The following is a 14,034-nucleotide window of genomic DNA, read 5'->3' on the forward strand; positions in this document are numbered from 1 at the left end:
GTGCGGGTTTTTCGCGAAACCCTGCGCGCGCTGCTCAGTCACTGGCGACAGCACCCGGTGCAGTTTTTCAGTGTGCTGACCGGGCTGTGGCTCGCCACCAGCCTGCTGACCGGGGTGCAGGCGCTGAACAGTCAGGCCCGGGAAAGTTACGCGCGGGCCAGTCAGTTGATTGGCGGCGAACCCCAGGCCAGCCTCAGTGCGCCCGGCGGTGGGACGTTTGCCCAAGCGCTGTTCGTCGAGCTGCGACGGGCGGGTTGGCCGGTGTCGCCGGTGTTGCAAGGGCGGCTGACGCTCAAGGGGCACGAAGACCAGCGTTTGCAACTGATAGGCATCGAACCGGTGTCGTTGCCCACCGGTTCCGCGGTGGCTGGACGGGCGTTGGCGATCGAACAGGTCGTCGAGTTTTTCAGCCCGCCGGGCAGCACCTGGATTTCGCCGCAGACCTTGCAGGCCTTGGGGTTGCGCGAAGGCGATCGCCCTTACAGTGTGAGCGGCGTGGCCTTGCCGCCCCTGCGCGTGCAAACCGACATGGCCCCCGGTTTGTTGCTCGTGGACATCGGCTTCGCCCAGCAGATTCTCGGCCTGCCGGATCAACTCTCGCGTCTGCTTCTGCCCAAGGATTTCACCGCGACACTGCCGGAACGGTACAAGGGGCAGCTGCAATACAAGAGCAGCGGCGAAGAGAACAACCTTTCGCGCCTCACCGAAAGCTTTCACCTGAACCTCGATGCCCTCGGGTTTCTCTCCTTTGTCGTCGGCCTGTTCATCGTTCACGCGGCTATCGGGCTGGCACTGGAGCAGCGTCGCGGCCTACTCAGAACCTTGCGCGCCTGCGGCGTCAGCGCGCGCCGGTTGATCGCATGCCTGGCGATTGAATTGGGCGCACTGGCGCTGATCGGCGGTCTGTTTGGCGTGGTCAGCGGCTACTGGCTGGCCAGCGTGCTGTTGCCGGACGTCGCCGCCAGCCTGCGCGGCTTATACGGCGCCGAGGTGGCGGGGCAGTTGAGCCTCAGTCCAACGTGGTGGTTCAGCGGTATCGGCCTGAGTTTGCTCGGCGCGTTGCTGGCCGGCGCCAACAGCCTGGTGCGCGCAGCGCGTTTGCCGTTGCTGGCCCTGGCGGATCCGCAAGCCTGGCATCAGGCCCACGCGCGCTGGTTGCGACGCCAGGGGTGGGTCGCGGCGTTGGCAGGGCTGATCGCGCTGCTGGCGTTGGTCTTCGGCGACAGCCTCGCCAGTGGATTTGTGCTGATGGCCGCACTGCTGATCGGTGCTGCGCTGGCCTTGCCGGTGGTGCTCAACACCGTGCTGAACCTGGTGCTGCATCGCAGCCGTTCCGTGCTCGGCCAGTGGTTTCTCGCCGATTGCCGCCAGCAATTGCCAGCCCTGAGCCTGGCCTTGATGGCGCTGCTGCTGGCGCTGGCGGCGAACATCGGCGCCGGCAGCATGACCGCCGGTTTTCGCCAGACATTCAGTCACTGGCTCGAACAGCGGTTGACCGCCGAGCTGTACATCAATCCGCAAAACCCGGCCCAGGCCCGAGAACTGCAAAGCTGGCTCAAACAGCAACCCGCCCTTGGCGCGGTGCTGCCCAACTGGCAGGTGTCGATCCAGTTGCAGGGATGGCCAGCGGACGTTTTTGGCGTGATCGATCACCCGACCTATCGCCAGCACTGGCCGCTGTTGGAAGCCCTGGGCGATAACCCGTGGGACCGGCTGGCCAAGGACGACGCGCTGATGCTCAGCGAGCAACTGGCGCGGCGCCTGAAAGTCCGTCTCGGCGACCACCTCACGCTGCCTACGCCGACGGGGCCGTGGTCGCCGCGGATCGTCGGGATTTACGCCGACTACGGCAACCCCAAGGGACACATCCTGGTCAACGTCGACCACCTGCTGCGTGGCTGGCCCCAATTGACGCCCAATCGCTTCAACCTGCGCATCGAACCGCCGCTGATTCCGGCATTCCTGAAAACCCTGCAGACCCGCTTCGCCCTGGACGACAGCCGCATCGTCGATCAGGAGCGGCTCAAGGGCTGGTCCACCCAGGTTTTCGAACGCACTTTCGCCGCCACCGCCGCGTTGAACAGCCTGACCCTCGGCGTCGCCGGTGTGGCGCTGTTCATCAGCCTGCTGACCCAGAGCCAGAGCCGCCTCGGACAACTTGCACCGCTGTGGGCACTGGGCGTGACGCGCCGACAATTGATGTTGCTCAACCTAGGGCAAACCTGGTTGCTGGCGGTGCTGACGCTGGTGCTCGCGTTGCCGTTGGGCATCGCGCTGGCGTGGTGCCTGGACACGGTGATCAACGTTCAGGCTTTCGGCTGGCGCCTGCCGTTAATGGTATTCCCGTTGCAGCTGTTGCAGTTGATGGGGCTGGCGTTGCTTGCGACTTTGATGGCGTCGGCGTGGCCGCTGTACTCGCTGTATCGCACGCAACCGGCGGATCTGCTGAGGACGTTTGCCCATGAGGATTAAGCTTGGCGCGTTGCTGCTGATGCTGTTGTTGAGTGGTTGCGATAACTCGGCACCGGTTGAAAAAGGCTTTGCGGGCCTTGGTAATGAAGCCGCCGCATTCACCCCCGTGGTGCCTGGGCGGGAGTTCAGCTTTCCCGCCGATCACGGTCCCCACGACGGTTTTCGCATCGAATGGTGGTACGTCACCGCCAACCTCAAGGACGATCAGGGTCGCGAGTTCGGCGTGCAATGGACGTTGTTCCGCAGTGCATTGAACGCCTCGCCCGAAGTGCCGGGCTGGGAAAACCAGACAATCTGGCTGGGCCACGCGGCGGTGACCTCGGCGACGGCGCATTACGCCGCAGAACGCTATGCCCGTGGCGGCGTCGGCCAGGCCGGGGTAAACGCGCAGCCGTTCAATGCCTGGATCGACGATTGGCAGTTCGGCAGTCAGGGGCCGGATGGACTGGTCGATCTTCAACTTAGCGCGCGTGACAAGGGATTCGGTTATGCGTTACGACTGACGTCCACGCACCCGCCGGTGTTGCAGGGCGACAAAGGTTTCAGCCAGAAATCCGAACAGGGCCAGGCGTCGTACTACTACAGCCAGCCGTTTTTCCAGGCCAGCGGTACGCTGGACATCGACGGCCAGACGTATCAGGTCAGCGGCCCGGCGTGGCTCGACCGCGAGTGGAGCAGTCAGCCGCTCACCGCCAACCAGAGCGGTTGGGACTGGTTCTCCCTGCACCTGGACAGCGGCGAACAGGTAATGCTCTACCGCATGCGGCAGAAGAACGGCGAGCCGTACCTCACCGGCACCTGGATCGACGCGAAAGGGCAGACGCAGTTACTGCATGCCGCCGATATCAGCCTCACCCCCCAAGACACCGCCAACGTCGCCGGCCGTTCGATGCCAGTGCGCTGGTCGATCAGGATTCCAGCCAAACAACTCTATATCACCATCACCGCGCTCAACCCCAACGCCTGGATGGATTTGCGCATTCCCTATTGGGAAGGACCGGTGCGCCTCAGCGGCAGCCACGGGGGGCAGGGCTATCTGGAAATGACGGGTTACTGAGCCGGAACTCTCGGCAACGCGGCGTCCTCCTAATTCAACAACGCCCGTTCACAGGAGCCCGCCATGAGTGACGACCTCACACCACCCGACCTCGCCGCGTGGCAGCGGCTGTTCGAAGACAAGGCCTACTGGCAGCAATCCCCCGACGCCCATTACGCCGAACTGTTGCGAGTGGCCGACGATTTGCTGGGGCAGGGCACCATCGACCTCGACCAGTGGCAGGCGCTGAAGGACAAGGCCGAACAATCACACAAAGACTCGCCCGCCGTGAACGTGGCTAACGAAGTCGACGATCCCGAAGCCTGAACGCGAACAGCGTCTATGCTCACTGGCACGCACGGCGCTGACACTTGATGTCGAGCCGTGCGCTGCCATCCATCACAGGGAGCGTACCGCTTATGAAACTTCACGCACTGACCAAAGCCATCACCCTCGCCACCGTGCTGTCTGCCGCCAGTTTCAGCGTCATCGCCGCGGACATCCCGCTGTCCGCCGTCGTGGAAAAGGACCAGGTCACCACCAAAGTCCTGGCCGTCGACGCTGCCAAACACCAGGTCGTCCTCGAGGGCGCTGAAGGCCGTCAGGTTCATGTACAACTCACTGACAAGGCCAAGAATCTGGACAACCTGAAAGTCGGGGACAAGGTCGACATCGAAGTGACCCACTCAGTCGCCTCTTACCTGGACACCGACGTCGACAAAGGCTTGCCAGGCTCCACCGAACGCACCGGCGAAATCCGCGCCACCAAAGACAACCCCAACCCGGGCGGCGAGGCTTACCGTCAGATCCAGGTCCAGCTGAAAATCACGGCCATCGACCTGAAGAAAAACCAGGTGACCTTCGAAAACCCGGCGGGCCAGTCGAAAACCGTCAACGTCGAAAGACCTGAAATCCAGAAAAAACTGAAGGATTTGAAAGTAGGGCAGAGCGTTGTCGTGACGTACACCGACATCTTGAAAGTGACCACTCAGCACTAAAGTCGAGTATTAACTCTATACATTGATTGCTCTTGTACAACTTACGTGTACAGGAGTAATCAGTTTTATGGCCTAACTGGTGAGTTTAAGGGATGTATGTAATTCATATTTAAGATGTCATTCAATCATTGCTCAATAAATTTCATGTTATAGGCGCGGACACAGGCGGAAAGTTCTATTAAAATACCCGCCGTTCGCCCAGTGGCAGGGCTCTTTACCAGTGCATGGATTGCCGAGGCCATTACACTGGGCGGACACCTTTTTTCGGGGTTCATTAGATCTCTAAAGCCTACCCTTGGTGATTTGTAATTTCTGCAACGCCACCTCTAGATCGCCCGTTTTCCGTTGTTAGTTTTTCGATCAGAGTTCTTGCTGGCATCGAAGTACGTCATGAAGTTCTCGCCCTGGGCAAAGGCCTTTTCAATTTTTGCGCTTTGCAGAATCAACTCGGTACTCGGTTGTACCCATTGCTCCGGTGGCAGTGGTTTCGACCAGTCGGCAATCGAATTCGGCAGGCTTTTCATGCTGTAGCCATGGTCCCACTCGGCGACCCAGTAAGGGAAACGCCACCACGTGATGACGTGGGACAGATACCACCAGCCAACACCAATGACCGAACGCTCTTTGTGCCGATACTCTTCGTGCATGTCAGCACGTTCTTGATCGAAGGTGTGGCGGCCTTCGTAAGGTGCCACGCCGGGGCAGTATTGCGGTCCTTTTTCCATATAAACGCGGATCGCTTCCCACTCGCTCAAACCATGGATGGGTGTTGCTACGCTTTGGTTTACGAAATGTACTTTGTCGAACTTCGGGTCATCGAACGACATGCCTAAGGTGTAGGTGCTCACTATGCCTACGCCGGTTGAGCCGGTACTGATCGATATCCAAGCGACCAGTTCTTCCCATGGCTGGATGACGGGTTCGTCGTAGTTGTTGGGAAAAAAGCAGACTTCGCGGCGTTGGCGGTTGAAGCGTATGGGGCGGGTTCGGGATTTGGTGAGTGTGGAACTGATGACAACATACACCCCTAAAACTGCTGCACCGGCGGTTCCCCAAGCGCCGATGGCGGCGCCAGTGGGGAAAAACTCCATGAAAATGTATATAAATGTTCGGCCGTAGGGATCGCCGATACTCATCAGACCTGCGATGAAAGGTCCTACTATCCAACTGACAATCAACAAGAGCATCGCGCTCGCGATCATAACTCTGGTTTGAAAAGCTTTATTGAAGTTACTACTACCTACATCGAGATAAGCATCGTTGATTTCAATAAAACATCCGCCTAAGTCCATGGGTGTCTGCCCAGTAGGGACGGGTAATGGTGAAAAAAATACTGCCTCACCGGTAGCGAAATGTCGGGACTCACCGGCAGTAGGGCGCTGGTTTTTCAAGTCCCACCGATCAACGGGCTGATTGATTTCTGCGCTCATAAAGCCGAGTTATCTACTGACTCTTTTGTCCGGGCTTCATTTAAGTTTGTGTTGAAGTACGCCATGAAATCCTGTCCTTTAGCGAAGGCGTTTTCGATCTTGGCGCTTTGCTCTTTCAAAGCTTGGCTCGGCTTCGCCCACTGCTCAGGCGGTAGAGATTTTGACCATTCAGCAATGGATTCAGGCAGAGACTTCATGCTGAAACGATGGTCCCATTCCGCGACCCAGTACGGAAAACGCCACCAGGTGATCAGGTGTGTCAGGTACCACCAGCCAACGCCTAATGCTGAACGCTCGTTGTGCTGGTATTCCTCATGCATGTCTTGTCGTTCTTTATCGAAGGTGTGGCGACCTTCATAGGGTGCTTTGCCAGGGCAGAACTCCGGGCCTTTTTCCATGTAGACACGTATGGCTTCCCATTTGCCTAGTCCATGAATAGGAGTCATGACTTCCTGTGTTAGAAAGTGCACCGTTTCGGCCTTGGGATTATCTATGGCCATGCCAAAGGTGTAGCTACTGATTACGCCTACTCCTGTAAATCCGGTACTGACGGAGATCCACGCAACCGTGTCTTCCCAAGGCTGGATCACCGGTTCGTCGGAGCCCTTCGGGAAGTAACAAACCTCTCGGCGTTGACGGTTAAATCGAATAGGCCGGGTACGGGCTTTGCTTCTTGTGGTGCTGATAATCGCGTACAGGCCAATCAGTGCTGCTCCCCCTCCACACCAGAGCGCTAGTGATATTCCGAACTCAAAAAAATCGTTGAAGTAAAACCAAAAGCTTCTGCCGAATGGATTTATGAATGCCGCGAAGCCCATCAAGGTTGGGAGAACAAATAGGCAAACGATAACTACGACTGTCGGGAGTGACACAGCTAATCGTGCTTGGAAAGACTTGGTGAGATTGCTGCTGCCCAAGTCCAGATAGGTGTCGTTGACTTCAACAAAACTACCGCCGAGATCCATTGGGATTTGCCCGGTAGGAACTGGCAGCGGTGAGAAAAATAATGCTTCACCTGTGGCAAAACGACGAGTTTCCCCTGCCGTGGGACGGTGGTTTTTGAGGCCAAGTTCGACTTGCTGTTCAGGTTTGGATGGCATGCAATTCAACCGAAGAAATGTAGGCGGGTTAGGCAACTAAAGGGAGTCGCTAGTTATTAGCAACCAAGGGGCATCCGTGGTACGCGTCTTTAACACAGACACTGATTGGAGGAGTTTGCCATTCTGCGCGTTTAGGGTCGTGGTTTCGAATCGCTTCTCTCGGAAAGATTTATCACCGGCTACGGGGTGGTAGCGTAAAACGACGGCAAGGCCATGCTGGGCGTTAGCTTCGTGTTGGAATATTTCCAAGCCCAGCTTGAGAGGTTCGTCCGGGGCACCTAGCAGATTGAGTTGATAAAGCAATGGTTCGCTCCACGCTTCCCAGTCATTGCGCTGATGGTTAGTCAGCCAGTAAGCACTGAGGCCGAGACTGACGTCTTCCAGATCATTGGCTGTCATCCCCGGTACGCTCAAGATGGCCATGGGCTTGCTGTTTACTTGCTGTAGGGCTATCTGCGGAGCGGCAGTAATATTTGCTAACATCAAACGCTCCTCCGCAAGACTTCGGTTTGCGCTCTGCTTGCCCCAAGGACCTTTAAGCAGCCATTTATCCAGTTCAGTCTTATTATTACGGTTGTATAGCCATTCACCACCCAATTGGAGTCCTGTCAGGACTAGGCCAATCAGGTTGGCCCGTGCTGCGACGCTGAGCAATTTACCGCCAGCCGTAACCCATGCGAGAGCGCGCGCCTGGCTTACATTCGTCATAGCTTCAAACGTGTATTGAACTGTTCGTGCAGTTGCCCAGCCATTGACAGCTAGTTGGCCGGAGTCCCCAGCCAGCGTCATGCTCGCCCCAGCTAGCTTGGCGCCATCTCCCGACCGTAAAGCTTCGGTCCACCTCGCGGCAGACCCTTTTTCTCCGTACAAACCCGTGCCTGCGGCAATAGCGCCAAAAAGGTATGAAAACGGCCCCAATACTCCTGTAATTTTGCCTAATTTGGCTGCTAATCCGATTTTAGCTGCGGCACTCGCATAGTTTTCAATTGCGACAGAAAGGCCGGTAATGGCAATTCCTTGAGCTGCGGCAATAGTCCCCCCAATCATTGAAAAAAAAGCATTTGCTACAGCCAACTTGTCGGAGAAGTCCGCTTCTTTTTTTCTAGCAAATTCACTATAAACAGTCGCAAAGCTGATGATTTGCAGAACCGCTGCCGCTGAAGAAAACAAATCCCCTCCAGCTGATGCGAAAACCGCCTTGCTTATTCCTTTGGAAGGGCGCTTGAGCCGATAGTCATCGGCCATCCGCTCAAACTCAAGCACCTGAGCATTGTTAAGCCCTTTGATCTTGAAAGCAGCCTTACCCGGCCCGTCACCAACAGGGCTCATGGCCTGAGCTACCCGCCCTTCAAGTGGAGCTACCGTCTGCTGAATGGCTTTGCGGCGGGATACCAAAGTTTTGTAACCGCCTTTTGGTGACCTGCCTTTACGTTCGTCGGCCAGGGTTTGCCGAATCTGATTTTTCAGCGAGGTCATTTGCTGGCGCAGATCTGTCAGTTTGGCTATATCAGCTTTGAACGCGGCAATTTGATTCGCAGAGGCAAACTCCAACGTAATACCTCCCTTACCGAAGGCTCGCAGAACATCTATCCAGGCCGAGCCAGGAATTTGGCGCAATACTTTTGCTGGATCTAGCGGCTGACCACTGCGTAGCGCTTGCATGGCCTCATCCAACGCTCCTGCCAGGCGTAATTGCTTTGCCGGTTCATACGCCGTGTCACGCAACTGACCGAGCACAATGCCGTTTTCACTCAACTGCATTGCTGCTGCGAGATTCTGAGTGAGCAAATTGCCAAATTTTCCGCTGAGTGCCTGTGCACCTTGATAGTCGTCCTTGACCATATAGGTATCGCGCAGGGACTTAATGAAAGATGTAACCTTTGCGTGCATGTCCTTCTGATCAGTCAAGCTCAACGTAAAGAAGGTTGGTACGGTAAAACCCGGTTGTTTCTCAAGCAAATCGGCAAGCTTTTCAGTCGCTTTATCCGTCCGGCAAATATCTCTCATACAGGCATATTCAGTAGCGAGAGTCGTGTCGAGTTGATCGCCAAATTTTGGGTCGAAATACCAGGCTGAGCGTTGGAAGCGTTCTTCACTGATCAGACTCGCGCGATCGTCACTGATCAGATCCAGCCGTTTGTTCCAACGACTGAGTTGGGCGCGTTGCTGTTTCAGAAAAGCTTCCATAGCGGGCCGATCGATCAGATCGTTGATGCCTTGTTGTCCCATTTTCGCGCCGTCGAGCGCGTCATCCGCATTGTCCTCGATGGTCTCGATCAGGTCTTCGTACTTGGAATGCAAAGGTCCAAGACTCGTACGCATCCGTGACTTTGAAGCTGCAATAGCCCCGCGATGCGTACCTGCACCGGAATACTGGGTTTGATTTTTAACGTTGACGTAGTCGACGATGGATTGCCGCTGTTCTTCGCTTGTTTCGTCTTTGAGTTTGGCAAAACGAGGGTCGCCTTGGGCGGCATTCAGAATGGTTTCGCCGGTTACGGTGTACAACGATTCAATGTAGCAACCAAACACATACTTCTTTTGATTGGCTTCAGCATCACTCCAGTCGCTGATCCAGCCAGTGACCAAATCCTGATGCTCAGCAAGATCGCGCAGCACACCTAGGTCATCCTGTACGACCAAGTACAGATGGTCACGCTCGTTTTCTGCCTTGACTTGCTTTTTGAGCGCGCCCAACTGAGTTTTCTTGAAGTGCGACGCTTGCCCCCAGAGATAGTCTTTGCTTTCCTCAGGTTTGGCACCCGTAACCGCCGGCTCCTTACTCGGCTGCTCCGCGACCTCCGCAATCCACTTCTCCGCCTGACTCGGCGTCAACAGATTAGCCGCGCCTTTCTCCGGATCAGCCTTGGTCAGGTCCACTGCCTGCATGAAGTATTCACGCTCGGACTTGTGCTTGATGACCTGCGCGCATTTGGCGGCGGTCCATTGCACTTCGGAGTAGTTGACGTAGAGCTTGCTCAAACGCGGGAAAACCAATACGGCTTCGCCCACGTTGCTTTCACGTTTGTTGGCGGTGATTTCGCCTTTTTCCCACAGCAGTTGGGTCACGATGCCGTTCTGGATGCGGTATTCGTGCATGACGGCTTGAGGTTTCTTGTCGACGATGACGTAGAGCCATCCGTCGCGGATCAAGCGAATGCCCAATGGGCGGGAAGTGGTTTTGTAAGGCATCGCCAATGCGCTGGACGGGTCGAGTCGTTCGACCAGACCGTAGCGCAGAGGGATGAGCTGGATCTTGGCCTTCATCAGGGAGCAACCGCCCATGGCGCACTTGCCGTCGTCTTGGCTTTTTGCAACGTTGTTCGGGCTTTTGCCGGCCGATGTTGGCGTGGTCATCCTTGATTCCTGTGCAGGGTTTCGGCCCGTTCCTGGGCAATATCAGCGACCCGTTCGAGTCGCTGAGCGGGCGTTTGTTCCGACGGGGACTTGAGTATTGCGTCCAGGTCCGGATGCTCCTCCAGCGCTCGCTCACCGAGGAACCCGTGAATGTTGGCGTAGAGGGTGATGTCGAGTTCGGTGTTGAAGCCGCGATCGTACGAGGTCGAGGCCAATGCGTGCAGGTGTTCCCAGCGGTGCAACGGCATCGATTGTGCCTGATAGGACGGAAAGTATTCGTGCATGTGTTGGTCGAGGCGCAGGACGATGCTGCGGAAATTCACTTCGTCCAGTTGGCTGAGTTGCTCGTCGCTCAAGCGGTAGCGTTTGCGGTGGTTGGGCTCGGGGGCGTTGCCCGGTCGCTGGTTGATGTGCCAGCAGCCCAGTGCCGCGTCGGCGGCGGCGATCTGTGAGCAAGGGCCAAACAGGGTAGGATCCTTGAGGCTCTCGGCGTGGCTGAGCAATGCGTGGGCCACGGCTGGGTCGGCGATGCGCAGCAGGACTTCTTCACCCTGAGGGTGCATGACGCTGGTCAGCCAGCGGAAGTGCTCGACCATTTGCGCCCAGGTTTGATCGCTGAACACCAGGTAGCCCCATTCCTGGCGGGGCTCAGCCAGAAACTTTGCGAGGATGGGATTGTTCTGGGTTTTTATCTGGACAAGGCACGGCGAGACGTCACCCAACTCGGCCCACTGCGTGCCGAGGTAGAGTGGCTCGAACACCGGATCGTCCGACCATTGATAAATGTGCTGGGGCAGTTTTTCGACGCTGACGCCATCCAGCAGCAAACCGACGGTGCCATTCCACGGCAGGCCTTGGGGCAATCCGTTTTCCAGTGGCCAATCGGACTTAAGCATTTTGTGCCTCCAGCTTGGCCTTCTCGCAGATCGCGCAGATCGGCTTCTTCTGCATCAACGCTTGCCGCTGTGCGGGCACCAACAATTGCCCGGCCTTGTCCGCATCCGCCTGCTTCAACGGCCCCGGCAACAACGGCGCGGCCCCCGTCCCACTGCCCGGACTGCCGCCGGAGTTCATGTTGATCGCCGGCCCGCTCATCGTCACGCCACCGGCGTCGATCTTGATGAAGCTGCCGCCGCCGATCAGGGTCAGTTCGCTGCCGGCTTCAAGCACGACTTTCATGCCGCTGCTCAGGTGGATTTCCTGGCCGGCCTCGATGAATTGCCCGGTACCGATCTTGATGTGCTGGTTCACGCCCACGGTCAGGTGGTCGTTGGCGCAGGTTTCGACTTTGCGGTCTTCGTAAACGGTGTGATGTTCTTCGGCCTTGAACTCGCTGTAGCTGTTCTTCTCCACGGTGTCGTGGCGTTCGTTGCCGACGCGGATTTTCTGGTCGTGTTCGACGTTTTCGTCCCAATCGCGCTGGGCGTGGAGGAAGATCTGTTCCTGGCCTTTCTTGTCTTCGATGCGCAGTTCGTTGAAACCCGCGCCACCGGGAGAGCTGAGGGTTTTGAAGGTGGTGCGGGTCTTGTTCGCCGGCAGGGCGTAGGGGACGACATTTTCCTTGTGGTACAGGCAGCCGCTGATCAGCGGTTGGTCGGGGTCGCCTTCGAGGAAGGTGACCAGCACTTCCATGCCGATCCGCGGGATGGCGATGCCGCCGTAGTGAGCACCGGCCCAGGCGGAGGAGACGCGCAGCCAGCAGCTGGTCTTGTCGTCGGCCTGGCCTTCGCGGTCCCAGTGGAATTGCACTTTGACGCGGCCGTACTGGTCGCAGTGGATTTCTTCACCTTTGGGGCCGGTGACCACGGCGCTCTGGCTGCCGAGAATGCGCGGCTTCTTCTGTGTCAGCGGCGGACGGTTCGGCACGTCCCACGGGGTGGCCTGGAAGCGGTTGCGATAACCCTGATGGAAGTCGTCCTTCAGATTGGTGGTGTTGCTGGTGACCGATTCTTCCAGCACCTGCGGCTGTTTGCCTTCATGCAGGACTTCGGTCAGCAGCCACAAGTCGTTCCACTTGGCTTTCGGGTGTCGGGTCAGGGCCAGGAAGTGGCCGCTGACCAGCAACGGCTGATCGCTTTTGCCTTCAGCCAGCTGGAAGTCGCTGCGATGACGTTCGAGGGCACGTTTGGCCAGGTGCTTGCCGCGCTCACGGTCGACGAAACGACCGGGGTAATCGTAGTCCTCGAGATCGGGCAGGGCGTCGCCGCGGTTTTCGCTTTCAAGGGTGAGTCGTGGCTTTTCGAAGTCGTAGTCGCGGCGGGTGATGCGGCTGGTGCGGGTTTCCAGGCGCAGGTCGAAGCGCTTGATCACCGGGTCGTTGGCAACCATGCCGGAGTCTTGCTGGTAGGCCACGGGGGCGAGTTTCGGGAACACCGTCTGGTCATCGCCGAACATCAGTTTGTGGGCCGTGGCGCTGTGCTGGAAGTGGTAGTGGATACCTTCTTCCTCGCACAGGCGCTGGACGAACTGCAGGTCCGATTCATCGTACTGGACGCAGTAGATACGCTCGGGATAAATCGCCCCGACCTTGAATTCGTAGGCGTTGCTCTGGATGCCGTGCTCTTCGAGGACCTGGCCGATGATTTTCGGCACGGTGAGGTTCTGGAAGATGCGTTGATTGATGCGGTGCGCGAGGTAGGACAGTTGCGGGCGCAGGGTCACCGCGTAGCGGGTCAGGCGTTTGCCGGAATCACCCTGGGTCGCGCGATAGATTTGCCCGTGAATGCCGCTGCCGTCGGGCGAGAGCTGCAAAAAGGCCGGTTTGTGCAACAGGGTTTCGAGGTCCAGGGACGGCTTTTCACTGACCAGTTCCACCTCAAACACAAACGGCTGGCTGATGGCTTCCCGGCCTTGCAGGGACAGGACCTGGAAGTCGCTGGAAAGCCCTTCGATAGTCAGGGCAAAGTGAGTCTGATTGGCCGGCGCGAACATCCCTTGTTCCTCGTGCTGTGGAGCGGCGTTCGTCGACAACCGCCAGGCGGTTCAACGCACGCGAAATTCTGGAGGGGCGTAAACAACATCGACCAGCAGAGCTGGCCGATGCTTGTAACGATCAGCCGTAATTAAACGACTGGAGCACGCCAATCATCGGAACCCGAAGTACCGGATACTTCGTGGGTCCAGGTGATTTTGCGGTAGGTGAACTGCACTTCTTCCAGGTGGGTGAAGTGCGAGTTGCCTGGGTCCTGGCAGTTGTGCATTTTGTTGTTGATGGCGACGATGATCGCGTCTTCCAGTTTGGTGGTGTAGTAGTGCTCTTGAGTACCTTGAGCCGAAGTACGGAACCACTGGATAACGATTTCGCTCATGCGCTCGCCGGAGGTCAGGGCCGCCTGCAGCAGTGGCGAAGCCTTGTCGTAGACCTTGGTGATCACGACTGGCTTGTGGACGCGCTGACCGGTCGGTTGGCCGGATTGCGGGTCACGCGGGATGATCACGTCGTGGCTGAAAGCCTGAACCATGACCTGGTCTTCGTGGCCTTCCTGGTAGGTGTTGCCAACGGAGTCGGCGGTGAAGGCGCCGGCAGTGATCAGGCCTTGTTTTTCGCCAGTGACGGACATGTACGCTGGTGTTGCCATGGATGCTCTCCTTGCTGAAAAAAGTGAGGTGCCCGGGAGGCGGTATCGCCCGGTGGGTACATG

10 protein-coding genes are annotated in these 14,034 nt (G+C 57.6%); 4 read left to right on the top strand and 6 right to left on the bottom strand.

Going from position 1 to position 14,034, the window contains the following annotated elements; genetic code table 11:
* The 4 genes from ACF6ZU_RS23250 to ACF6ZU_RS23265 all read left to right on the top strand — a co-directional run bounded on the left by ACF6ZU_RS23250 (position 1) and on the right by ACF6ZU_RS23265 (position 4,506).
* Positions 1–2,472 (top strand): ABC transporter permease, encoded by a 2,472-nt coding sequence (locus tag ACF6ZU_RS23250; protein WP_392887365.1) that lies wholly within the window; start codon positions 1–3, stop codon positions 2,470–2,472.
* Positions 2,462–3,529 (top strand): lipocalin-like domain-containing protein, encoded by a 1,068-nt coding sequence (locus tag ACF6ZU_RS23255; protein ID WP_392887367.1) that lies wholly within the window; start codon positions 2,462–2,464, stop codon positions 3,527–3,529. The genes ACF6ZU_RS23250 and ACF6ZU_RS23255 overlap by 11 nt, the downstream gene beginning before the upstream one ends.
* Positions 3,530–3,592: 63 nt before the next feature.
* On the top strand, positions 3,593–3,835 hold the full coding sequence (locus ACF6ZU_RS23260; RefSeq protein WP_392887369.1) for a hypothetical protein: 243 nt from the start codon (positions 3,593–3,595) through the stop codon (positions 3,833–3,835).
* 92 nt (positions 3,836–3,927) lie between these two features.
* The gene (locus ACF6ZU_RS23265) at positions 3,928–4,506 is read left to right on the top strand and encodes a hypothetical protein (protein ID WP_392887371.1); all 579 of its coding nucleotides are present in this window, start codon (positions 3,928–3,930) and stop codon (positions 4,504–4,506) included.
* Between the two features lie 326 nt (positions 4,507–4,832).
* On the opposite strand, the gene ACF6ZU_RS23270 is transcribed toward ACF6ZU_RS23265, so the two are convergent.
* From ACF6ZU_RS23270 to ACF6ZU_RS23295, 6 genes are all read right to left on the bottom strand, one after another.
* Positions 4,833–5,936, bottom strand: a complete 1,104-nt coding sequence (locus ACF6ZU_RS23270) for a DUF6708 domain-containing protein (RefSeq protein WP_392887373.1) — start codon at positions 5,934–5,936, stop codon at positions 4,833–4,835.
* The gene (locus tag ACF6ZU_RS23275) at positions 5,933–7,036 is read right to left on the bottom strand and encodes a DUF6708 domain-containing protein (RefSeq protein WP_392887375.1); all 1,104 of its coding nucleotides are present in this window, start codon (positions 7,034–7,036) and stop codon (positions 5,933–5,935) included. Before ACF6ZU_RS23275 ends, ACF6ZU_RS23270 begins: the two co-directional genes overlap by 4 nt.
* Positions 7,037–7,072: 36 nt before the next feature.
* Positions 7,073–10,393, bottom strand: coding sequence for a toxin VasX (locus ACF6ZU_RS23280; RefSeq protein ID WP_392887377.1), 3,321 nt, complete (start codon positions 10,391–10,393; stop codon positions 7,073–7,075).
* On the bottom strand, positions 10,390–11,289 hold the full coding sequence (locus ACF6ZU_RS23285) for a DUF4123 domain-containing protein (RefSeq protein ID WP_392887379.1): 900 nt from the start codon (positions 11,287–11,289) through the stop codon (positions 10,390–10,392). The genes ACF6ZU_RS23280 and ACF6ZU_RS23285 overlap by 4 nt, the downstream gene beginning before the upstream one ends.
* A complete protein-coding gene (tssI, locus tag ACF6ZU_RS23290) occupies positions 11,282–13,324 on the bottom strand; it encodes a type VI secretion system tip protein TssI/VgrG (protein ID WP_392887380.1) in 2,043 nt (680 codons plus the stop codon). Before tssI ends, ACF6ZU_RS23285 begins: the two co-directional genes overlap by 8 nt.
* Positions 13,325–13,455: 131 nt before the next feature.
* Positions 13,456–13,971, bottom strand: coding sequence for an Hcp family type VI secretion system effector (locus tag ACF6ZU_RS23295; RefSeq protein WP_007919523.1), 516 nt, complete (start codon positions 13,969–13,971; stop codon positions 13,456–13,458).
* Between the last annotated feature and the right edge of the window lie 63 nt (positions 13,972–14,034).

Origin of the sequence: Pseudomonas migulae, assembly GCF_043225285.1 — a bacterium.
Classification (GTDB): Bacteria; Pseudomonadota; Gammaproteobacteria; order Pseudomonadales; family Pseudomonadaceae; genus Aquipseudomonas; species Aquipseudomonas migulae_C.

Bases quoted from the DNA above. Each gene is read 5' to 3' on its own strand.
- ACF6ZU_RS23275 (WP_392887375.1), bottom strand. From the start codon at position 7,036: ATGCCATCCAAACCTGAACAGCAAGTCGAACTTGGCCTCAAAAACCAC.
- ACF6ZU_RS23260 (WP_392887369.1), top strand. From the start codon at position 3,593: ATGAGTGACGACCTCACACCACCCGACCTCGCCGCGTGGCAGCGGCTG.
- ACF6ZU_RS23255 (WP_392887367.1), top strand. From the start codon at position 2,462: ATGAGGATTAAGCTTGGCGCGTTGCTGCTGATGCTGTTGTTGAGTGGT.
- ACF6ZU_RS23285 (WP_392887379.1), bottom strand. From the start codon at position 11,289: ATGCTTAAGTCCGATTGGCCACTGGAAAACGGATTGCCCCAAGGCCTG.
- tssI (WP_392887380.1), bottom strand. From the start codon at position 13,324: ATGTTCGCGCCGGCCAATCAGACTCACTTTGCCCTGACTATCGAAGGG.
- ACF6ZU_RS23270 (WP_392887373.1), bottom strand. From the start codon at position 5,936: ATGAGCGCAGAAATCAATCAGCCCGTTGATCGGTGGGACTTGAAAAAC.
- ACF6ZU_RS23265 (WP_392887371.1), top strand. From the start codon at position 3,928: ATGAAACTTCACGCACTGACCAAAGCCATCACCCTCGCCACCGTGCTG.
- ACF6ZU_RS23295 (WP_007919523.1), bottom strand. From the start codon at position 13,971: ATGGCAACACCAGCGTACATGTCCGTCACTGGCGAAAAACAAGGCCTG.
- ACF6ZU_RS23280 (WP_392887377.1), bottom strand. From the start codon at position 10,393: ATGACCACGCCAACATCGGCCGGCAAAAGCCCGAACAACGTTGCAAAA.